Below are 20998 nucleotides of genomic sequence, written 5' to 3'. Positions count from 1 at the left end.
TCGGTGTGGCTCCGGGTCAGTTGATCATCACCATCGCGCCCTTGACCGTGGTCTGGCCCGAGGCGCTGAGTTCGGCCGTGGCGCTGCCTTTGCCGCTGAAGCCGACCTGGGCCTCGCAGGCAATGTTCAGGCCGGCGGCCTTGACGTCGGCCTTGGACGTGATGGAGATCGCATTGACGGCGTCCAAGGTGATGCCGCCCTTGGCCGTCAGCTTGATGTCCTTGGGGCTGTCCAGGGCGATGCCACTCTCACTGAGCTTGATGCTGTTGCCGTTCTGGTCCTGGATCAGGATGCTCTTGTCCTTGTCGTCCAGCACCAGCTTGTTGTTGGCCGGCGTGGTGACGGTGATGATCTTGTCTTCTTCGTTGAACTCGATCTTGTGCTTGCAGCGGGTGACGATGGCCTTGGTGTTATTGGCCGCCTCCAGCACATAGGGGCTGACTTGCTTGCTGCTGTAGAGGCTGCCCAGAACGACCGGGCTGCTGGGGTCGCCGTTCAGATAACCGACCAGGACCTCGTCGCCCACCTCGGGCAGGAAGAAGGCGCCGAAGCTGTTGGAGGCGTGGAACTGCAGCAGACGAGCCCAGATGCCTTCCGTGGCATTCCTCAGGCTGGGCAGCTTGATCTGGATGCGGCTTTCGCCGGCGGGGTCGGCGTCGAGCTTCATGACCACGCCGATCTGCAGGCCGCTGACACCGGGCAGCTGGCCGCTGGCCAAGGGGGCCACGACATCGGGGCGCTCGACATGCCAGCTCGGGTCGAGCCCGAACTCGGCTTCGCTGACCCAGTTGCCGTCGACCATCTCGTGCTGCACGGCGCTGACGTAGACATCGCCGTTGAAGCGCGTGCCCACGCCGGCCAAGGTGATCAGCGTGCCGGGCAGAGCGGCGGCCGTGCCTTGAAAACTCATGCGGCCGCGCACGCGCGCCAGGCCGGCTTTGAGCTGCACGGCCTTGGCCCAGCTGTCGAGCAGGGCGCTGTCGCTGCTGGCGGGGCTTTGCAGCAGCAAGGTCTCGGGCGAGGCCACGGCGGCCAAGCTGGCACTGTCCAGATCGCCTTGGCTGTTCAGCGTAGGCGGTGCGGCCGATGCCCCTTGAATCAAGGCCTGCTGGGCCGGATCCCAGCCCTGAGCCTGGACGGCCGTCCACTGGCTGCGGGCGTCGATGTCAGCATGCAGCTCGAACAGGTTGTCGCCCCAGGTCAGGGTCAGCACCGGTGACCCGCTCACTTCAGGCGCCTTGACGCCGACGCTGCCGGCCGCCGCGTTCACGACCAGACCCAGCAGCTCGGCGCGCGCCAGCATGAAGTCCCAGTCGCTGCAGTAGTACTGCACCAGCTCCTTGTGGGTGATGGAGGTGCTGTCGACATCGGCCGTCAGCCCGGCATTGCTGATCAGGCTGGAGATGATGGCGCTGTCGGTCTGGTCGACATAGTTCGCGCTCTTGCGGCCCAGGGTCAGCTTGCAGGCCTTGTCGCGGCATTCGACCAGCAGCCGGCTGTAGTTGTTGCCGGTGATCTTGTAGCCATGGCGCACGACGATGCCGCTGAACACCAGCGCATCATCATTGGCATAGCCGGCGCGGATCTCGATCTGGGCGCCGGGCTTGAACAGGGCACCGTCGCTGAGCGGGCTTTTGTTTTCGGGCATGTCGCCGTCGGCGATCACGAGGCGGGCCCAGGGCACGGCATTGAGCGCATGGCGAATGCTGCAGCTGATGATGGCCAGGTCTTCCTGATCCTGGCCGTCGCAGCTGACGATCAGGCGCAGCACGCCGTCGTTCGAGTCACTGTCACTCATGGCGCCCCCATCAGCCCAGCGGCGGAAAGTGCAGGCGCAGGCCGGGCTTCAGTCGGCGGAACTCGCGCAGACCATTGAAGCGGGCCACCTCGGTGTAGTAGCGGCTGTCGCCATAGATGCGCTGGCACAGCAGGGGCAGGGTGTCGCCCTCCCGCACCTCGACCGAATGGCTCAGGTCGGGGCTGGAGCGATTGGCCGCCAAGCGCCCCAGCTGCTGCGAGACAAAGCCCAGCAAGACCAGCTCGGATTTGGCCCGCAGCGGCGCACCGCTGGGCTTGAACAAGTTGTAGGCGGTCGAGATGCTCTGCAGCCGCCCGTAGAAGATCAGGGTGCCCCAAAGCAGCTGCACATGGTTGGGTTCGTGCTTGCCGCCGTTGTAGGTGTAGATGATCTTGCCCAGGGCATCGAGCTGGTCGGCCACCTCGCGCGGGGCGCTGGAGCCCAGGGGCAGAGGTACCACACCGGTGCCGTCGAAGACCACCGAGAAGCTGATCTTGTCGGGGTTGATGGCGCTGAATTTGACCGGATTGCTGGACTGACCGAGGCTGCGCTTGGTGTTGTAGCAAATCGTGCGCTCGTGGCTGAATTCGGACGGATTGATCACCAGCTTGTACTGGCTGCCCGAGTCGACCGTGACGATGCCGGTCTTGTCATCGATCTCGCAGCGGGTGATGGACAGGGCCTGCTTGGTGCCGGACAGGGACAGCGCAGAAGAGGGTACGGACATGGTGGGTCTGCGCCTCGGTTTCAGCGCTCGCGCAGCGCTTGCAACTGCGCCAGCAGCCAGACCCGGCATTCGGCCAGGATCTCCTCCTTCAACTGCTCGCGGTCTTCGCAATCCTCGCCCGCGCCGCCACCACCGCAGCCGCCGGCCGCGGACTTGGCCGCAGAGCTGGAAGGGCTGGCCTCGTCGTCCGCCTCATCGTCGCTGACGGTGGACTTGAGCAGCAGTTGTCGGACTTCCAGCGTCATAGCAGTCGCATGCTCGTGGTGTAGGCCAGCTCGATCTGCTCGATGGCCAGCTCGTTCTTGGTAGAGGAAAACGCTTCGATCTCCCAGCTGACCGGGTAGGCGTTGTCGAGCAGCCAGGCCCGCAGGGGCAGACCATCGGCACCTTTCAAGCGCACCAGCACCGGCATGGTCAGGATGGGGCGTGTCAAGCCGCCTTCCAGTGTTTCCTTGCACCACAGCATCAGCGGCGAGGTGTCCGGCGCGACGCCGCGCTTCAGGCTCAAGCGGCCCTGCTTGATGCCCTGGGGCAGCTGGTGGCAAAAGCGGTTCTCACCGCCTTCGCGCAGCTCCTCGGTCTCCATGCTTTGCGTCAGCCCCGACACCTCCTGGAAGGAGCTGTCGACGGACTGGGGCTGGGTGCCCACAATGACCGAGAAATGAAAGGCCACAGGTGGCGCCTGCAGCATTTCGAGCGCCTGGTTCAGGGTCGATGCAAGGGCGCTCATGGGCCTCAGCCGTTGGCGATGGTCAGGCCTTCATGGGCGATTTCGATGGTCTCGACCGCCACTTCATTGCCCTCGGACTTCAGGTCGGTGCCGGTGACCTTGGTCGGCCAGGCATTGGTCAGCGTCCACACCATGGTGGGCTTGCCTTCTTCGTCGAGCAGGCTGATGGTCACCGGCACACGCTTGATGGTGTTCATCTTGATCTGGTTGAACCAGTCCCAGAACTTGTTGTCCGACTTGAAGACGCCTTTCTTCATCGTGACATTGCCGTACTTCTTCAAGCCCGGCATCTTGATCGCCGAGAACACCGGGCTGTCGCCGTGGCGGTACTCGATCGGTTGGGCTTCGACATCGAGGCCGGAGATCTCTTCGAAGGACATCACCGCCGAATCCCACTTCACCTGGAAGTGGAATTTGGGCAGTGGCCAGACATTGGTGGATTGCTTGGAGCCGTCGTCAGCCATGGTGTTTCTCCGTTAACTCAATTGCTGTGCGTGTAGTTCCGCCAAGAGGCTGGGTACTTTCGTAGCGAGCGGCTGCCAGGCGAGGCGGACGGAGCGCAGGAACCGGAACGTACGAGCTGTACGTGAGGATTCCGAGCATCCGGCCAACGATGCATGGCGGTCGCGCAGTAGAAAGGACACTGCCTCTCAAGATTTAGGCATTTGCTGTTGGAAAGTGATCTCGATGAACTCGGCCGGGCGCACCATGGCGACCAGCACGGTGACGCGCAAGATGCCTTCGAGCACATCGTTGGGCGTCATGGTTTCACCCAGCCCCACATGAACGCTGAACGCGTCTTCGGGCACCGCACCCATCAAACCGCCGCGCTTCCAGACACTGGTCAGGAAGTTGGCCACCATGCTCTTGATGGTGACCCAGGTGTTGGCGGTGTTGGGCTCGAAGACCATGGCCTTGGCGGCCAGGCGGCAGCTCTCCTCCAGCATGATCATGGTGCGCCGGACATTGATGTAGCGCCAATCGAGGCTGTTGCCGTCCAGCGTGCGAGCACCCCAGACCAGCACGCCTTCGCCGATGAAGCTGCGGATGGCATTGATGGACTTGCCCTGGGCACTGACGTTCAGGTCTTCCTGCTGCTCGTGCGAGATGCTCACGGTCGGTGAGATCACGCCATTGAGGCTGACATTGGCCGGTGCCTTCCAGACGCCCCGGGTGTTGTCCACCATGGTGTAGATGCCAGCCATGGCGCTGCTGGGCGGCAGCACATTGAGCTGGCGGCGCACCTCGGTCAGCACCGCCTTGTAGACATTGCTGACGCTGAGCAAGGTCTTGTTCAGTAGATCGCGGCGCGCCTTCACGCCGGCTTCCAGGGCCTCGCTGCCGAGCGGGTTGTCGACGGCTTTCTTGGCGTCGGCATCGCCGGCTGGCTTGGGCGCGGGCGCGGGGTTGGCCTCGTCAAAGGCTTTCAACGCTTCGCCGACTTCCTCGTCGCTCTTGCCGGCCGCCTTGGCATCGGCCTCCACTTTGGCGCGTGCCTCGCTGCGCTCTTTCTCTGCCTTGGCGGCAGCAGCGTCGGCGGGCGCTGGCGCTGGTGCTGGTGCTGGTGCTGGTGCGGCCTGGGGTGCGGGGTTGGCCTTGTCAAAAGTGGCCAAGGCCTCCTTGATCTCTTCGGCGGTCTTGTTCGCGGCCTTGGCATCGGCCTCGACCTTGGCGCGCGCCTCGGTTCGGGCTTTGGCTGCGGCCTCGGCCGACGCCTTGGCCTTGGCCGCCGCAGCGGCCGCCACCTTGGCCGCCGCCTCGTCACGCTGCTTGCGAGCCTCGTCGATGACGACGGGTGTGAAGTCGGTCTTCAGCTTGGCCACTTCGTCCCACAACGATTGCTGCTTGGGCTTGCTGTCGTCCGGGCGCGCCGTGGGCAGATTGAGTTCGGCACGCAGCAGGGTGATGAGCAGGTCCAGGCTGTTGCTGTCGATGTTCTGGTAATCGATCTCTTTCTCGCTCACCACCGAGGTGTTGAGCCAGGGGTAGTAGGCGCTGGCGAAGTCGAGGAAGTTGATGCCCAGGCTGTCGCGGAATTTCGCGACCGGATCGCCAGGCGGGTACTCGCGCGGCTTGTCGCCGTTGTAGACGTCAAGAATGGCCACGCGGTTCTTCATCTCGTAGCCGCAGTGGTTCAGCATGGCCTGCTGAATGTCCTTGCAGGTGTTGGCGTCCTCGAAGCGCACGGCCTCAGGGGCCAGCACCATGGTGGGCTCCTGCTCCTTCTTCAAGGCATCGATGCCTTTTTGAAACAGCTCCGGGTCGAGCTCCTGCTTGTAGCTGCCGATGGACACCACATAGCAGCGGCCGCCGCCGTTCTGGAAGAAGTGCCGCAGGGCGCTGTAGAGGCCGAAGTCTCCGCCCTTGACACCTTTGACCTGGGCCAGCTTGTAGCCCTTCTTGCTGGTCGGCGTGTCGGGCTCACTCAAGGCCTGGAACTGCGCATTCAGCGGGTCGCTTTCCTCGCTCAGCTCGAAGCGTGGCTTCGGCGGGCCACCGAAGTACTGGTGGTACTCGGCCATGGAGCTGATCGGCCAGGGCCGCAGCGACAAGGGCGTGTTGTGGTTGTCGGCAAACTCGGTGTGGCCGACAAAGGCCGGCACCGCCGTGGCCACCTCGACCACGGAGTTGGGAAAGGCGTTCTTCTCGACGATATAGACGCCCGGCGTCTTCATTACAGCCATCTCGATTCTCCTGGTTGAGTCGTCATCGGGTGAGGAAGATTTCGGTCACCCATTGCGTGCTGCCGGCGCGTACTTCGCGTCGAAGGCTGCCTGGGGCACCATGGGGAAGCGCGTCCATCAGGACACGCGCGGGGGTGCTGCCGGCGTCGCTCAAGGCGACCCGGCGGCTGCTGCGCTCGGCCAGCGGCAAGGCCTCGGGGCTGCGGAACACCCAGGCGAGGCGTCCGTCCGGCAGGGTTTCCTGGGCGGCGTCGCGCTCGAAGCGCAGGGGGGCGCCGCCTTCGGAGAGGGAGGACAGGGCCGGACTCATGCTCAGCATCAGGTCATCGATCTGGCCGCTGGCACAGAGCTCGGCCCAGTCGCCCAGCAGCAGGTATTTCCATGGGCAGCGCCGTGTGGCGATGCGCAGCAGTTCGCGACGACCCAGGCCGGCGCACCAGGTCTCGCAGTCCTGGTCCAGGGCCGAATGGGGTGTCAGCGGCAGAAGCAGGTGGCGTGCTGCGTGTTCGTCGCTTGCCAGCGCGAACAGCGGCGCGCTGCCGTCCAGGCGCCAAGAGAGCAGGTAGTCGCAGCCCTCGTCGCGCTGCGCCTGCCAGAGCTGGGGCAGGGCGCTTTGAGCGCCGATCAAGCTGAGGCCGCCGGCGTCGCTGCGCAAGAGCAGGCCATGCTGCTTGCACAGATCGCGGGTGGCCTGGCTGGGCGTCAGGCTCAGACCCCTCAAGGCGCTGGCGCCGTAGTCATGTTGCAGGCCGACGCTCAGCAGCAGCTGGAACTGCTCCGCAGCACGCGGCTCGCGCAGGCGCTGGCGGCCATGATCGGTGGCGGCGACGCTGCTCAAGCTGAGGCTCATGACAGACCCCGCACATCGCTGACGCGGATCGGCGTGTCGCGGCCGACGATCTGCTCGCCGTCGACGCTGACCATGCGCACCCGGTAGAGCACCGAGGGCAGGTAGCGGCCGCTGTGGATGCCCCAAAGGCTGTGCATCTCCGAGCTGCTGAGGTTCTCGATGTTGAGAATCAGCCGTTCCAGCCGGGCATCGAGGTTGGGCGCATTGTGGTGATCGATGACCGGTGTGGCCTGAAAGTAGCCGATGGCGCCGGACAGGAACTTCAGCGCCTCGGGGTAGTTGGCGCCGCTGAAATTGGCCGCGCACATCATCAGCAGGTTCAGGAACACCGGCTCCTGCTGGCGCAGCTCGCTGCTCATGCCACGCGTGGGCGTGGCGCGATGGGCCATGGTGTCGCGTTCCACGCCGGCCAGAAAGATCACCAGCTTGTTGGCGACGATGGGCACCGCACTGCCGTTCTGCTCATGCAGATTCGACAGCACCGCCAGGTCCTCGCTGACCTGGAAACGCTGGCGCAGATGCTGGTTCAGCTGACCGGCAATCTGTGTCAGTGCGGCATCGATCATGGTGCGTCCAGGCCAGGCGGCGCCCTCATGGCACCGGTTCGAAGAAGGGTAGTGCCGCGGCTGCGGCGCCACCATCGGAGCGCAGCTGATTTGCCATCAGATTTTTGCCGATCGGGCAAACCCTGGCCTGGATGCGGGCAGGCGGGCAGCCATGGGGTCAGGTCTTGCCTGCTGCGGGTTTGTTCCTAGGAATTTTGCTGAGCATCAGGCTGCGAGCGCAGCCGTTGGAGCGGACGAATGGTGGGTTCTGACCCGCCCCGACCCGTTGCGTCAAGCCCGGCTGCGCATCACATCGAGCGTGCTCAGCCCTTCGCGCAGCGCAAAGCGCGTCAGCTCGGCGATGCCCTGGATTTGCAGCTTGGCAAACACATGCTCGCGATGGGTGGCCACAGTCTTGGCGCTGAGGTGCAGCTGGGAGGCAATCTCCTGGGCGGAGTAGCCTTCGGAAAACAGCTGCACCATTTCGCGCTCGCGCGGTGTCAGCCGGGCGGAGATCGAGTGGCTGTGGCCGGCTGACTCAGGCTCAGCCTCAGAGGCGGCGCGGTGCTGAAGCATCTCGCCCACCAGCTCACCGCTGAGGAAGAGCTGATTGGCCATCACGCGCCTGACGCCACGCGCGAGCTCGTCAAAAGAGTTTTCCTTGAGCACATAGCCGTTGGCGCCGGCTTCGAGGGCGGCCGCCACCTGCTGGGTCTCGGCATGCACGGACAAGCAGATCAGCTTGCAGGACAAAGGTTCGGCGCGAATGCGACGGATCGCCTCGATGCCATTCATGCGCGGCATGGCGACATCCAGAATCACCACATCGGGGTTGTGCGTGCGAGCCAGCCGGACCAGCTCCATGCCGTCGCGAGCTTGCGCCACGACCTCAATGTCGACTTCGCGTTCCAGCAGTGCCACCAAGCCTTCGCGAACCAGGTGATGGTCGTCGGCAATGATCACGCGAACTCTCATGATGAGCTCCAGGTGATGCGGGCTTGCACCTGGCTGGCCGCCTGGCGCCAGCGCAGGCGTGCACCGATGCTGTGCAAGCGGGTGTGCGTGAGGCTCAGGCCACGGCCGGAGGACATCCAGGTCTCGGCTCGTTCGCCGCCGCTGCCGCTGGCATTGCTGACGGTGATCGCCAGGCGGTTCGCGCAGGCAGACACACGCGCCTCGATCGCCCCGTCGCCGCCATGCTTGCAGGCATTGACCAGCAGCTCGCGCGTGGCGCTCAGCAGCACCTGATGGGTTTCGGGCTTCAGTTCAGGTACCACGCCCTCGTTCACAAAGTGCAGCTCGCGACTGCCTTCTTGCTCTTGCCTCAGTGTGTCCATGGCCACGCGCAGGGCAGCGGCCAAGTCCTGCCCTGCGCCTGCGGTGGGCAGGCCTTGGAGCAGCTGCCGCGAGGCCTGCAGAGCGAGGCGCACCGCGCTGCGTGCGCTGCTGAGCGCGCTGAGATCGCCGCGGCCTTGAGCCTCGTCGAGGCGAAGCAAGGCAAAGGCCAAAGATTGCGACAGCTCATCATGGAGATGACGTGCCAGCTCTGTCACCCTGGGACAGAACGGAGTCGGGCAGGTGGCCGTGGCGAGATGCGTCATTTCCGGTTCCCTGGTCAGAGGCGTGTTGCAAGAGCCGGCTGATGCTATGGCCTGCACTGACCTGGGGTCAATCTGTAAGCTATTGCGAAGCGCAGGGTGAGAGCCTCCTTTCGGCTTCGCTGGTGCGATCTCGATAGGCCCCTCAGCCAGCCAGCAAACCCCTCAGTACATAGGGAAGAATGCCGCCATGGCGGTAGTAGCTGACCTCGATCGGCGTGTCGATGCGAAGCAGCACTGTGCATATGCACACATCACCGCTGCTGCTGTGAATGCGCAGCTGCACCGGCCGCTGGGGAACCAGCTCGCCTTCGATCACGAGGTCGATCAACTCGTCGCCGCGCAGGCCCAGGCTTTGCCAGCTGTCGCCGGGCATGAACTGCAGGGGCAGCACGCCCATGCCGACGAGATTGGCGCGGTGGATGCGTTCGAAGGAGCGCGCCACTACGGCCTTGATGCCCAGCAGGGCCGTGCCCTTGGCGGCCCAATCGCGGCTGGAGCCGGTGCCGTACTCCTCGCCGGCGAAGACCACCGTGGGCACGCCGGCCTTCAGATAGCTCATGGCCGCGTCGTAGATAGGGTGTGTTTCGCCACTGGGTTGCAGCAGGGTCAGGCCGCCTTCGACGCGCTGGCCGTCAGGCCCTGGCGGCAGCATCAGGTTCTTGATGCGCACATTGGCAAAGGTGCCGCGCATCATCACCTCATGGTGCCCGCGCCGACTTCCGTAACTGTTGAAGTCCACGGCCTTGATACCTTGCTCCTGCAGATAGAGCCCGGCCGGTGAACTGGCCTTGATGGAACCCGCAGGCGAGATGTGGTCGGTGGTGATGGAGTCGCCGAACAAGGCCATGATGCGGGCGCCCTGGATGCTGGCCTGCCCGTCAGACACCTCGGGCGCCGGCAGGGCGAAGCCGGTGAAGAAAGGCGGCCGCGCGATATAGCTGCTGGCCGGCCAGTCGTAGCTGTCGCCCACGACGCCTTCGATCTGCTTCCAGAGCTTGCCCGGCTTGCTCTGGACCTGTTCGTAGTTGCGACGGAAGGCCTTGGGATTCATGGCCTGGCTGAGCAGGGCTTGCACCTCCTCGCTGTGCGGCCAGATGTCGCCCAGGAAGATGTCGCGGCCTTCGGCGTTGCGGCCCACCGGCTCGGTCATCAGGTCGACCTGCACATTGCCGGCCAAGGCATAGGCCAGCACCAGGGGCGGCGAGGCCAGGAAGTTGGCCTTGAGGTTGGGGTGGATGCGGGCCTCGAAATTGCGGTTGCCCGAGAGCACGGCGGCGCAGATCAGCTGATTGGCGATGATGGTGTCGTTGATCTCGGCCGTCAGGTCGCCGGCATTGCCGATGCAGGTGGTGCAGCCATAGGCCGCCACATTGAAGCCCAACTGCTCCAGATAGGGCAGCAGACCGGTCACTTGCAGGTACTCGGTGACGATGCGGGAGCCCGGCGCCAGCGAGGTCTTGATATGGGCCGGCACGCGCAGGCCGGCTTCCACGGCCTTCTTGGCCAGCAGACCGGCGGCCAGCATGACGCTGGGGTTGGAGGTGTTGGTGCAGGAGGTGATGGCGGCGATCAGCACATCGCCGTTGCGCAGGGCCAGGCCACTGCGGGTGGGGAAGCTCTGCGTGAGTTTCTCGGCCGGCTGGTTGAAGCCGCTGGCGCTGTCCGTCGAGCTGAAGAGTTCGGCAAAGCGCTGGCTCAGATGGGTGATTTCGATGCGATCCTGCGGCCGCTTGGGGCCGGCCAGCGAGGGCGTGACCTGGCCCAGATCGAGCTCGATGCGACGGGTGTATTCGATCTGCTGCAGCTGCGGCGAGGCCTCGGGCGTGCCCGGGATGCCGAACAGGCCCTGGGCGCGGAAGTAAGCCTCGAAGGCGGCGATCTCGCGGCCGGTTCGGCCGGTGCCGCGGAAGTAGTCCAGGGTCTTGTCGTCCACCGGGAAGAAGCCCATGGTGGCGCCGTACTCGGGCGCCATATTGGCGATGGTGGCGCGGTCAGGCACGCTCAGGCGGGCCACGCCGGGGCCGTAGAACTCGACGAACTGTCCGACCACTTTCTCGCGCCGCAGGATCTCGGTGACGCTGAGCACCAGGTCGGTGGCGGTGACGCCCTCGCGCAGCTCGCCGCGCAGCTCGAAGCCGACCACATCGGGCGTTAGCACATAGACCGGTTGGCCCAGCATGGCGGCTTCTGCCTCGATGCCGCCCACGCCCCAGCCGACCACGCCGATGCCGTTGATCATGGTGGTGTGGCTGTCGGTGCCGACCAGGCTGTCGGGGTAGTAGAGCTTGGCGCCATCGGCGTCCTTGGGGCCGCTCGTGTGCACGCCGCGTGCCAGGTACTCCAAATTCACCTGGTGGACGATGCCAAAGCCCGGCGGCACGACCCGGAAGGTGTCAAAGGCCTGCATGCCCCACTTCATGAACTGGTAGCGCTCGCGGTTGCGCTGGAATTCCAGCTTCATGTTCAGGTCCAGCGAATCGGCGCTGCCGTAGTGGTCGATCATGACCGAGTGGTCCACCACCAGGTCGACCGGCACCAGGGGCTCGATGTTCTTGGCCGGCAGGCCGAGGCCAGTGGCGACATCGCGCATGGCGGCCAGGTCGGCCAGCAAGGGCACGCCGGTGAAGTCTTGCAGCACCACGCGGGCGACAGGGAAGGGAATCTCCAGGCTGCGCGGCTCGGTCGACACCGGCTGCCACTGCGCCAACTGGGCGACATGCTCGGGCGTCACGCCCGGCTCGCCGCAGTGGCGCAGCAAGGACTCCAGCATGATGCGCAGGCTCACCGGCAGGCGATCGATCTGTGGGAATTGCTCGGCCAGGGCCGGCAGGGAGTAGAGCCGGCCGCTGCGCGCCTTGCCGAACTGGAAATGGCGCACCGTGCTGGCGAAGGGGTGGGCCGTTGCAGAGTGGACGTTCGGGTCAGATTCGGTCATCGCAGCCTCCTTGGGAAGATGGCTGGATTGTGGGCTCGATTGATGACAGGGCGCAGCGTCTTCAGTCTCTCCGTGCCTGGTGCGCTGGCGTACAGACGTCCGCCCGGGCCGCCGCCAAGCTGAGCCCATGAGCACAACTGCGTTTTTCCATAGCGACTCCGGCTGCGTGCGCTTCTGGGTCGAGGTTGCCGGCGTCGAGGTGGGTGCCAGCGTCAGCCGCGAGGCCTTGCATCACCGCTACCAGGCCCATCGGGTCGATGACGAGCCCCTGGCCACCTATCTGAGCCACATTCCCGAGCTGCAGGCCGCCGTGCACCGCCGTCTTGCCCTGGGCTCGCGGCCGCCGGTCCTGCTGCGCGAAGCCGACCTACGCGAGTTGCCGGCGCCCTGATTTCGCCGCTGTGCTGCGGTGTCTTGAACGACGCTTGCTGCTGCTGCTGCTGTCTCGTCGGCAGGCATTCGTTTTGCGCATAAGCAAGGTCGAAATGCTTGCTTCGCCGCAGGCCGCAGTCTTTCTACAGTGGGCTGATTCGCAAACCCTCGGCCTTCCCGCTGCCCCTGTCATGACCTTGTTTCGCCGTTCCTTCAACGCCCTGAGCCTGGCGGCTCTGGGCCTGCTGTCGATTCCTGCGCAGGCGCAGACGACCTTGCTCAATGTCTCTTACGACCCGACCCGCGAGCTCTACCAGGAGTTCAACGCGGCCTTTGCCAAGCAGTGGAAGGCCAAGACCGGCGAGACGGTCGCGGTCAAGCAGTCCCACGGCGGCTCGGGCAAGCAGGCGCGCTCGGTGATCGACGGCCTAGAGGCCGATGTCGTCACCTTGGCCCTGGCCTACGACATCGACGCCATGCACGACGCAGCCAAGCTGGTCCCGGTGGACTGGCAGAAGCGACTGCCCAACAACGCCAGCCCTTACACCTCGACCATCGTGTTCCTGGTGCGCAAGGGCAACCCCAAGCGCATCAACAACTGGCCGGATCTGGCTCGCAGCGGTGTGGATGTGATCACTCCCAACCCCAAGACCTCGGGCGGTGCCCGCTGGAACTATCTGGCCGCCTGGGGCTTTGCGCTCAAGCAGCCGGGCGGCAACGCCGAATCGGCCAAGACCTTCGTCAAGCGCGTCTATGCCAACACCAAGGTGCTGGACTCTGGCGCGCGCGGCTCCACCACCACCTTTGTCGAGCGCGGCATTGGTGATGTGCTGATCGCCTGGGAGAACGAGGCCTATCTGGCCGTCAAGGAACTGGGCCCGGACAAGTTCGAGATCGTCACCCCCAGCCTCTCGGTGCTGGCCGAGCCGCCGATTTCAGTGGTCGACAAGAACGTCGACAAGAAGGGCACCCGCAAGCAAGCCCAGGCTTATCTGGAGTATTTGTACAGCCCAGAAGGTCAGGAGATCGCTGCCAAGAACTACTACCGCCCGCGTGATGCCAAGGTGGCCGCCAAGTACGCCAAGCAGTTCGCCAAGGTCAATCTTTTCACTATCGACGAGCTCTTCGGCGGCTGGCGCACAGCCCAGAAGACCCACTTCGACGACGGCGGCGTGTTCGACCAGATTTTCACGCCGGGGCGTTGATCGGCTGAGGCCGTAGGCTGTTGTCGGCACGAAGCAGCCTTCTTGTTCTCTTTCGTGAGGCCCTGCAGTCCGGGCCGCCGCCGGGCTCATGGTTCCGGGGCCGGCCCTGCCGGGCCGACTGCCTTGCGCTGCTCGCGCCTCGGGGCTGGCGCATAACTCTCTTCACTCACTGCGTTCGTTTCGTTCAGACAGACGCGCCAAGTCAGAGCTTGAATCGCGCGGGTACGCGCGCGCCCCGAGCCGCTGCGCTGCTCAGCCCTTCACAAGTCGCCCAGCGGCGGCCCGAACTGCAGGGCGCTTGCATCGCGATCGATGTGCCCTTCGACGGTGGAACACGCCAAACTCGGAGGTGGCTCGGCCCGACGACGGGCGATTTGTGCGCGGCCGAGTGCGCAGCGGAGCGGCTCAAGCGCGTGTACCCACGCGCTTCAAGCACTGACTCGGCGCCACTGTCTGACCACAGTGAGCGCAGCGAACGGAGGGAGTTTGGCGCCGCTGAGCCGCGCAGTGAGCAGCGAGGGGAGTCGGCTCGCAGAGGCGACCCGGGCACCATGAGCACGGCGGCGGGCCGAGCGACCGCAGCGCGGCAAACCAGGCCAGCGAATTTCCGCTGTGTGCCGCAAGCAGTCCATCTCTTCAGGTGGATCTATCGGAAAGAAAAGACCCCGCCTGGGCTGCATGCCCAGGCGGGGTTTCGTCATGGTCGCAAGAACGCTCAGGCCAGGTTGCGCAGCTCTCGCAGGGCGACCGACAGCATGGCCAAGTCCACGCCCTTGGCTTCGCTGAGCTCGGCCAGCAGGCGTTGGGCGCGTTCCAGCGCGGCTTGGTTGCTTTGCTCCCAGGCGCTCAGCTTTTGCTCACCGGCATGGCTCAGCACATCGTGGGCGATCTGGCGTTGCAGGCCGGCCAGGTCGTCGCCGAGCGCGGCCTTGGCTTGCGTCTGCCAGTAGCTGTCGGTGGGCAGGGCGTCGATCTGCTGGCGCAGGCGGGCCAGGCCCAGGCGTTCGCCCAGGCTCGCATGCACATCGGCCACTTCGCCCAAGGGCTGTTGCGTCGCGTCGGCGATCTCGGCAATGTCCAGGGCTGCGAATAAGGCCTCGGCCGTGATCACGGCTTGCGCCAACTCGCTCGGCACACCGGCGGCCACCCAGGCTTCAGCGCGCGGCGACTGCAGGGCCTGGGCTTGCACCCGGGCACGCAAGGCATCTACGGCCGGCGTGAAGCGCTGGAACACCTGCTCCATGGGCTCGGCCAGGCGGCGTGAGCGCAGGAACCAAGTGGTGGCATGGCTGCCCAGGCGGCCCAGCTCATTGATCAGCTCGGCCTGCACCGCATCGGGCACCTTGTTGTCCAGGGCCTCGATCTGCAGCCACAGGGGCACGAAGCCGAAGACCTCGCGGGTGGCCAGGTAGGCGCGCACGATCTGCGCGGGCTTGGCACCGGTCGACTCGCTCAGGCGGTGCACAAAGGTCGCGCCCACGCGGTTGAGCATGCTGTTCAGCACATGGGTGACGATGATTTCGCGCTTGAGCGGGTGGCGCGGAATCAGGGCCGCGAACTTCTCGCGCAGCAGGGGCGGGAAGTAGCGCGCCAGGGCGCTGCCGATCCAGGCGTCCTCGGGCAGGTCCGAACTCATCAGCTGATCGGACAGCCACATCTTGCTGTAGGCCAGCAGGACGGCCATTTCCGGGCTGGTCAGGCCGATGCCGCGGGCCTTGCGTTCCTTGATCTCGTCGTCGGTGGGCAGGAACTCGATGGCGCGGTTGAGCTGACCATTGCGCTCCAGATAGCGGATGAAGCGCGCCTGAGAGTCGATCAGGCTGACGCCCTGACGGCCGGCGATGGACAGCGCTTGCGTCTGGAAGTAGTTGTCGCGCAGCACCAATGCGGCGACATCGTCCGTCATCTGCGGCAGCAGGGCATTGCGCTGCTTGGCCGTCATCTCGCCGTCGCCGGTGGCCAGGCCCAGCAAGATCTTGATGTTGACCTCATGGTCCGAGGTGTCCACGCCGGCCGAGTTGTCGATCGCGTCGGTGTTGATGCGCACACCGTGCAGCGCCGCTTCGACCCGGCCGCGTTGGGTGCAGCCCAGATTGCCACCTTCGGCCACCACCTTGCAGCGCAAGTCGGCGCCGTTGATGCGCAAGGCATCGTTGGCGCGGTCGCCGACATCGGCATGGCTCTCGCCGCTGCTCTTGATGTAGGTGCCGATGCCGCCGTTGTAAAGCAGGTCCACGGGCGCCTTGAGGATGGCGCTGAGCAGCTCGGTGGGCGCCAGGCGCTCGGCCTCGATGCCCAGCACGGCGCGCGCCTGCGGCGAGATCGGGATCGACTTTTCCGAGCGAGCCCAGACACCGCCGCCGTCCGAGATCAGGCTGGCGTCGTAGTCGGCCCAGCTGGAGCGCGGCAGCTTGAACAGGCGGTCGCGTTCGGCAAAGCTCTTGGCCGCATCGGGATTGGGGTCGATGAAGACATGGCGGTGGTCAAAGGCGGCCACCAGGCGGATGTGCGGCGACAGCAGCATGCCGTTGCCAAACACATCGCCCGACATATCGCCCACGCCGACCACGGTGAACTCCTGGCTCTGTGTGTCCAGGCCCATCTCGCGGAAATGGCGCTTGACCGATTCCCAGGCGCCGCGGGCGGTGATGCCCATGGCCTTGTGGTCATAGCCGATCGAGCCGCCCGAGGCAAAGGCGTCGCCCAGCCAGTGGCCGTACTCGGCGCTGACGGCGTTGGCGTAGTCGGAGAAGGTGGCCGTGCCCTTGTCGGCGGCAACCACGAGGTAAGGGTCGTCCTCATCCATGCGCAGCACTTGCGGTGGTGGCACGACCTGACCCCCGGCGTAGTTGTCGGTCAGGTCCAGCAGGGCGCGCAGATAGTCCTGGTAGCAGGCCACGCCTTCCTTCATGAAGGCCTCGCGGTCGCTGGACGGCGGTGCCTTCTTCAGCACAAAGCCGCCCTTGCTGCCCACCGGCACGATGACGGTGTTCTTGACCATCTGCGCCTTCACCAGGCCCAGCACCTCGGTGCGGAAGTCTTCCGGCCGGTCAGACCAGCGCAGGCCGCCCCGGGCGACTTTGCCGCCGCGCAGGTGGATGCCTTCAAAGCGCGGCGAGTAGGCAAAGATTTCGTACAGCGGCCGTGGCTCGGGCAGGCCCGGCACCTTGGCCGAGTCCAGCTTGAAGCTGACGAAGCTGCGGCGTGCGCCCGGCGCGCCCGAGTGGCCGATGCCGGTGCGCCAGAAATTGGTGCGCAGCGTGGCCAGGATCAGGGCCAGCAGCTGGCGCAGCACGCGGTCTTCCTGCAGATTGGAGACCTTCTCGAGTGCCTTCTCGATGCCGTTGACCTGGGCGCTGGCGCCTGCGGCGTCATGTGCGGCCGGGTCGAAGCGCAGCTTGAACAGGCCCACCAGCATGCGGGCGATGCGCGGGTGCGAGGCCAGGGTGGCCTCGATGCTGGCTTGCGAGAGCGCAAAGCCAATCTGACGCAGGTATTTGGCATAGGCGCGCAGCACCACGATCTCGTCGCTGGCCAGCCCTGCGCGAAGCACCAGGCGGTTGAAGTCGTCGTTCTCGACTTCGCCACGGAAGACCCGGGCGAAGGTGTCCTCAAACAGCTTGGACAGGGCCTCGGGGTCGATCTCGTCGGACACCGCAGCCTGCAGCTGGAAGTCGTGCAGGGACACGCTGTCGGCGCCGTCGCCGGCGTCGGCGGACGCGGCGTCAGCGATGCGGTGGTTGTGCTCGCCCAGCACGCGCACGCCCATGTGTTCCAGCATGGGCAGGCTGTCGGACAGCACCACGGCGCCGCCGCGGCGGTAGACCTTGAAGCCCAGGCTGCCGGCCTCGCCACCCAGGGGGCGATACAGGGCCAGGGCCAGGGGGTTGTCGCCATTGAGGCCGGCGATCTTCAGCACATCGGGCACGGCGGCGCGGGCGCTGACGCGCTCGCGGTAGCCGGCCGGGAAACCTGCGCCCCAGCGTTTGAAGAGCTCCAGGCCACGGGCTTCGCCTTCGGCGTCGATCAGGGCGTCGCGCAGATCGTCGTCCCAGCGGCGGGCCGCGGCGGTCAGCTTGGCCTCGATGTCACGGCGCTCGTACAGCGGCACCTGGCCCGGTGTGGTACGCACGGTGAAGTGGATGCGGGCCAGCACGGCGTCGCTGAGCTGCACATCGAACTCGGCACTGGTGCCGCTGAAGACCTGCATCAGGATGCGCTGGAACTTGATGCGCATGTCCGTGGAATAGGCCTCGCGCGGCACATAGACCAGGCAGCTGAAGAAGCGCTCGAAGGGGTCGCGGCAAACGAACAGGCGCAGGCGCTGGCGTTCGCCCAGGGCCAGGATGCCCAGGGCGGTTTCGTAGAGCTCGTCGTCGGAGATCTGGTAGAGGTCGTCGCGCGGGTAGGTCTCCAGGATGTGCTGCAAGGCCTTGGCCAAATGGCCGCCCGGCGGCAGGCCCGCGCGCGTGGTGATGGCGCCGACACGGCTGCGCAGGATGGGCGTTTCCGACACCCGTGCACTGTAGGCGGTGGAGGTGAAGAGGCCGATGAAGCGGTGCTCGCCGATCACCTCGCCGGCGGCGTTGTAGCGCTTGACGCCGACGTAATCGGTGTAGCCGGCGCGGTGCACGGTGGAGCGGGTGTTGGCCTTGGTGACCATGACGGTCGGTTCGGGCGCGCGTGCCATGGCGCGGGCATTGGCCGGCAGCAGCGAGAAACTGCTGGAGAGCTTTTCCTCGGCAGTCTCGCGCAGCAGGCCCAGGCCGCTGCCGGGCTGCAGGCTCAGCGCTTCCTTGCCTTCATCGAAGACCAGGTCGTGGCAGCGGTAGCCGAGCAGGGTCATGTGGTCGTCGGCCAGCCAGTCCAGGAAGGCCACGCTTTCCTGAATATGGGCGGCGCGCAGGCTGGCCGGTGCCACCCGCACTTCGTCGATGACCTGGCGCAGGCGCGCCACCATGGGCTTCCAGTCTTCCACGGCGGTGCGCACATCGGCCAGCACACGCTCGAGGCCTGCCACCAGTTCCTGGCGCTGCTGCACGTCGATGATGCGGTCCACCTCGATGTGCATCCAGGACTCACGGGCTCCGCCGGTCTCGCCCTCGCGGCGCGGACCGATGGCCTTGAGCTGGCCCTGGCTGTCGCGCTCGACGGCAAAGATGGGGTGGATGATCAGGTGCAGGGTCAGGCCTTGCCGGTTGATCTCCATGGTCGTGGTGTCGACCAGAAACGGCATGTCGTCGTTGACGATGTCGATGACCGAATGGCGCGAGGCCCAGCCATGTTCGGCGACCGAGGGGCTCTGCACCCTCACCAGGGTCTGGCCGGGCAGGCGCTTGGCGCCGAACTGCAAGTGCGAAAGCAGGGCGCCGAGCAGGTCCTCGGGCGTGCGGGCCAGCAGGTCTTCGGGGTCGAGGCGGGCGAAATACTCGCGGCCGAAACTCTCGATCAAGCCCTTTTGCTCGGCGGCCAGCGGGCGGCTGGCGGCCAGGGCCAGCACGGTGTCGATGCGTTCGCTTTGCAGCGCTTCTTGGGGGTCGGTCATTGCTCTTGTCTCCTTGGAAGGATGCTTGTGTGTCCAGTGTGCCTGGGCATTGCGACAGCCATTTAACCAGCAAGCGAGGCTTCTCGGTTTGAGAAGACGCAGGGTCAGGCCTTGCCGGCTCAGACGGACTTCAGGGTTTTCGGCGTCTCGCTGGAAAACTGCAGGCCAGCCAGCCAGTCGCTGACCTTGCGCTCCAGCAGCTCCAGGGGCAGGGCGCCGCTGTCCAGCAGCATGTCGTGGAAGGCACGCAGATCGAAGCCTTCGCCCAGTGCCCGCTCGGCCCGGGCGCGCAGGGCCAGCATGTGCAGCTGGCCGATCTTGTAGGACAGGGCCTGGCCGGGCCAGCCGATGTAGCGGTCCACCTCGTTGACGATGTCCAGCTCGCTCTTGGGCGCATGGTGGCGGAAGTAGTCGATCGCCTGCTCGCGGCTCCAGCCCATGGCATGCAGGCCGGTGTCCAGCACCAGGCGCACGGCGCGCCACATGTCGTAGCTGAGCTGTCCGAAGCGCGAGTAGGGGTCTTGGTAGAGCCCCAGCTCATAGCCCAGGCGCTCGCTGTAAAGCGCCCAGCCTTCCAGGTAGGCGTTGTAGCCGGCGAAGCGGCGGAACTTGGGCAGCTCACCCAGCTCCTGGGCCAGGGCCAGTTGCAGGTGATGGCCTGGCATGGCCTCGTGGCTGGTCAGCACCTCGATCTCGAACTTGGGCCGCATCTCGGGCCGGTAAAGGTTCACGTAGTAGTAGCCGGCGCGGCGGCCGTCATCGGACGGGGCGCTGTAGTAAGCGGCCGTGGTGTTGGGCGCGCTGCTCATGGGAATCGGCCGCACACCGTACGGCATGCGCGGCAGCTTGCCGAAGAGCTTGGGCAGTTCGGGCTCGATCTTTTTGGCCGCCATCACATAGGCGCAGAAGAGCTCGTCTTCGCTCTGGCAGTAGTGGCGCGGGTCGCTGCGCAGCTGCTCGAAGAACTCAGGCTGGCTGCCCTCGAAACCCAGCTCGTCCATCACCGCCTGCATCTCGGCCTGGATGCGCGCCACCTCGGCCAGGCCGATGGCGTGGATGTCCTCGGCACTCAGCGTGGTGCTGGTGTGGAAGGCGATGCGGTTGGCGTAGTAGGCCTCGCCGTCCGGGCTGTCCCAGATGCCCACGCTCTCGCGGCAGGCGGGCAGATAGCGCTCGGCAAACAGGCGGCGAAAGCGCTGGTAAGCCGGCAGCACGGCCTCGGCGATCACCTGGCGCGCTTCGGCCTGCAGGGCCTCGGCCTCCTCGGGTGCGATGCGTGCGGGCAGCTGGCGGAATGCGCTGAAGAAGGGGCTCAGCTCGGGTTCGCTGACGCATTGGCCGTCCAGCTGGGGCAGCACCCGCTCCATCAAGAGGCGCGGCTGAGTGCGGCCGCTGGCGGCGGCGCGCTCCAGCAGCTCGCCGTACTGCTGCAGATAGTCGGGCAGGCCGCGCAGGCGCTGCAGCCAGACCTCGAAGTCGGCCGCCGTGTCCAGCGGCATCAGCTCGGCCACTTCGTTGAGGGCCTGCGGCCCTTCGCGGGCGGAGATCGCCCAGGCGAGTGGCTGGAAGGGCAGGACATCGAGCCGGGCGCGCAGTTCATGGCGGAACAGCTGGGCGTTGAGCCGTTCGCTGTCGGGCAGACCGGCCGTCTCAATGGCATCGAGCTCGGCCAGGGCCGCGCGGTTGTCGGCCTCGCTGCGCGCCTGCGCCTCCTCGGACAGATCGGGCCAGAGCGCGTTGTAGCGCGGGTCGCCGATATAGCTGGCCTGCAGCGGATTCTCGGCCAACTCGCGTTCCCAGCAGCGCTCGAACAGGGCGTGCAGGCGTTCTTGCAAGAGGGCGGTGTTGCTGGGCGTGTTGGGCATGACGGGGCGGGCATGGCGTTGCGATGCGGCATCGTATGCCAGGCCCGCGCTGCGCCTGGCTTGCAGAACTTTGCAAAGCAGACAAAGAGTCGGGGCCGTCCCGGCCCGATGATGGGCGCCTGAACCCGGCTGGTCGCAGGA

General features: G+C 65.9%; 15 protein-coding genes and 1 other RNA gene. 2 read left to right on the top strand and 14 right to left on the bottom strand.

The window, feature by feature from the left end:
- Positions 1 to 16 precede the first annotated feature (16 nt).
- From vgrG to acnA, 12 genes are all read right to left on the bottom strand, one after another.
- Entirely contained in the window at positions 17 to 1798 is a 1782-nt protein-coding gene (gene vgrG / locus ACQY39_RS17765; RefSeq protein WP_428508462.1) for a type VI secretion system tip protein VgrG, read from the bottom strand.
- Between the two features lie 10 nt (positions 1799 to 1808).
- A complete protein-coding gene (locus ACQY39_RS17760) occupies positions 1809 to 2525 on the bottom strand; it encodes a CIS tube protein (protein ID WP_428508460.1) in 717 nt (238 codons plus the stop codon).
- A 20-nt stretch (positions 2526 to 2545) separates the two neighbouring features.
- Positions 2546 to 2770 carry a DUF5908 family protein gene (locus tag ACQY39_RS17755; protein WP_428508458.1) on the bottom strand — a complete coding sequence of 75 codons (225 nt, stop codon included), beginning with the start codon at positions 2768 to 2770 and terminating at the stop codon, positions 2546 to 2548.
- Positions 2767 to 3255 (bottom strand): phage tail protein, encoded by a 489-nt coding sequence (locus ACQY39_RS17750; RefSeq protein WP_428508456.1) that lies wholly within the window; start codon positions 3253 to 3255, stop codon positions 2767 to 2769. The genes ACQY39_RS17755 and ACQY39_RS17750 overlap by 4 nt, the downstream gene beginning before the upstream one ends.
- Positions 3256 to 3260: 5 nt before the next feature.
- Entirely contained in the window at positions 3261 to 3719 is a 459-nt protein-coding gene (locus tag ACQY39_RS17745) for a phage tail protein (protein ID WP_428508454.1), read from the bottom strand.
- A gap of 47 nt (positions 3720 to 3766) precedes the next feature.
- A non-coding RNA gene (locus tag ACQY39_RS17740) (sX9 sRNA) lies at positions 3767 to 3843 on the bottom strand.
- A 62-nt stretch (positions 3844 to 3905) separates the two neighbouring features.
- On the bottom strand, positions 3906 to 5939 hold the full coding sequence (locus ACQY39_RS17735) for a phage tail sheath family protein (protein WP_428508452.1): 2034 nt from the start codon (positions 5937 to 5939) through the stop codon (positions 3906 to 3908).
- A 22-nt stretch (positions 5940 to 5961) separates the two neighbouring features.
- Positions 5962 to 6789, bottom strand: coding sequence for a hypothetical protein (locus tag ACQY39_RS17730; RefSeq protein ID WP_428508450.1), 828 nt, complete (start codon positions 6787 to 6789; stop codon positions 5962 to 5964).
- On the bottom strand, positions 6786 to 7355 hold the full coding sequence (locus ACQY39_RS17725) for a DUF4255 domain-containing protein (protein ID WP_263563001.1): 570 nt from the start codon (positions 7353 to 7355) through the stop codon (positions 6786 to 6788). Before ACQY39_RS17725 ends, ACQY39_RS17730 begins: the two co-directional genes overlap by 4 nt.
- Positions 7356 to 7625: 270 nt before the next feature.
- A complete protein-coding gene (locus ACQY39_RS17720) occupies positions 7626 to 8309 on the bottom strand; it encodes a response regulator transcription factor (RefSeq protein ID WP_428508448.1) in 684 nt (227 codons plus the stop codon).
- Complete coding sequence (locus ACQY39_RS17715; RefSeq protein WP_428508446.1) at positions 8306 to 8935, bottom strand: sensor histidine kinase; 630 nt, start codon at positions 8933 to 8935, stop codon at positions 8306 to 8308. Before ACQY39_RS17715 ends, ACQY39_RS17720 begins: the two co-directional genes overlap by 4 nt.
- Before the next feature lie 142 nt (positions 8936 to 9077).
- Complete coding sequence (acnA, locus tag ACQY39_RS17710) at positions 9078 to 11870, bottom strand: aconitate hydratase AcnA (RefSeq protein ID WP_428508444.1); 2793 nt, start codon at positions 11868 to 11870, stop codon at positions 9078 to 9080.
- A 127-nt stretch (positions 11871 to 11997) separates the two neighbouring features.
- Between acnA and ACQY39_RS17705 the strand changes: the two genes are divergently transcribed.
- On the top strand, positions 11998 to 12261 hold the full coding sequence (locus tag ACQY39_RS17705; RefSeq protein WP_428508442.1) for a DUF1488 family protein: 264 nt from the start codon (positions 11998 to 12000) through the stop codon (positions 12259 to 12261).
- Positions 12262 to 12433: 172 nt separating this feature from the next.
- Entirely contained in the window at positions 12434 to 13447 is a 1014-nt protein-coding gene (locus ACQY39_RS17700; protein WP_428508440.1) for a sulfate ABC transporter substrate-binding protein, read from the top strand.
- 715 nt (positions 13448 to 14162) lie between these two features.
- Here the strand turns inward: ACQY39_RS17700 and ACQY39_RS17695 are convergent.
- Positions 14163 to 18992 carry an NAD-glutamate dehydrogenase gene (locus tag ACQY39_RS17695; protein ID WP_428508438.1) on the bottom strand — a complete coding sequence of 1610 codons (4830 nt, stop codon included), beginning with the start codon at positions 18990 to 18992 and terminating at the stop codon, positions 14163 to 14165.
- A gap of 119 nt (positions 18993 to 19111) precedes the next feature.
- On the bottom strand, positions 19112 to 20857 hold the full coding sequence (locus ACQY39_RS17690; protein ID WP_428508436.1) for a DUF885 domain-containing protein: 1746 nt from the start codon (positions 20855 to 20857) through the stop codon (positions 19112 to 19114).
- Between the last annotated feature and the right edge of the window lie 141 nt (positions 20858 to 20998).

This window comes from Roseateles sp. (assembly GCF_965262435.1).
Classification (GTDB): domain Bacteria; phylum Pseudomonadota; class Gammaproteobacteria; order Burkholderiales; family Burkholderiaceae_C; genus Paucibacter_A.
The sequence above is the reverse complement of the archived record's forward strand: the minus strand, read 5'-3'. Positions and strand labels throughout refer to the sequence as shown.

What these genes read in the sequence shown, in the direction of transcription:
- acnA (WP_428508444.1), bottom strand. Translation starts at nt 11,870, where the DNA reads ATGACCGAATCTGACCCGAACGTCCACTCTGCAACGGCCCACCCCTTC.
- ACQY39_RS17715 (WP_428508446.1), bottom strand. Translation starts at nt 8,935, where the DNA reads ATGACGCATCTCGCCACGGCCACCTGCCCGACTCCGTTCTGTCCCAGG.
- ACQY39_RS17760 (WP_428508460.1), bottom strand. Translation starts at nt 2,525, where the DNA reads ATGTCCGTACCCTCTTCTGCGCTGTCCCTGTCCGGCACCAAGCAGGCC.
- ACQY39_RS17725 (WP_263563001.1), bottom strand. Translation starts at nt 7,355, where the DNA reads ATGATCGATGCCGCACTGACACAGATTGCCGGTCAGCTGAACCAGCAT.
- ACQY39_RS17745 (WP_428508454.1), bottom strand. Translation starts at nt 3,719, where the DNA reads ATGGCTGACGACGGCTCCAAGCAATCCACCAATGTCTGGCCACTGCCC.
- ACQY39_RS17695 (WP_428508438.1), bottom strand. Translation starts at nt 18,992, where the DNA reads ATGACCGACCCCCAAGAAGCGCTGCAAAGCGAACGCATCGACACCGTG.
- ACQY39_RS17755 (WP_428508458.1), bottom strand. Translation starts at nt 2,770, where the DNA reads ATGACGCTGGAAGTCCGACAACTGCTGCTCAAGTCCACCGTCAGCGAC.
- ACQY39_RS17705 (WP_428508442.1), top strand. Translation starts at nt 11,998, where the DNA reads ATGAGCACAACTGCGTTTTTCCATAGCGACTCCGGCTGCGTGCGCTTC.
- ACQY39_RS17735 (WP_428508452.1), bottom strand. Translation starts at nt 5,939, where the DNA reads ATGGCTGTAATGAAGACGCCGGGCGTCTATATCGTCGAGAAGAACGCC.
- ACQY39_RS17750 (WP_428508456.1), bottom strand. Translation starts at nt 3,255, where the DNA reads ATGAGCGCCCTTGCATCGACCCTGAACCAGGCGCTCGAAATGCTGCAG.
- ACQY39_RS17720 (WP_428508448.1), bottom strand. Translation starts at nt 8,309, where the DNA reads ATGAGAGTTCGCGTGATCATTGCCGACGACCATCACCTGGTTCGCGAA.
- vgrG (WP_428508462.1), bottom strand. Translation starts at nt 1,798, where the DNA reads ATGAGTGACAGTGACTCGAACGACGGCGTGCTGCGCCTGATCGTCAGC.
- ACQY39_RS17730 (WP_428508450.1), bottom strand. Translation starts at nt 6,789, where the DNA reads ATGAGCCTCAGCTTGAGCAGCGTCGCCGCCACCGATCATGGCCGCCAG.
- ACQY39_RS17700 (WP_428508440.1), top strand. Translation starts at nt 12,434, where the DNA reads ATGACCTTGTTTCGCCGTTCCTTCAACGCCCTGAGCCTGGCGGCTCTG.
- ACQY39_RS17690 (WP_428508436.1), bottom strand. Translation starts at nt 20,857, where the DNA reads ATGCCCAACACGCCCAGCAACACCGCCCTCTTGCAAGAACGCCTGCAC.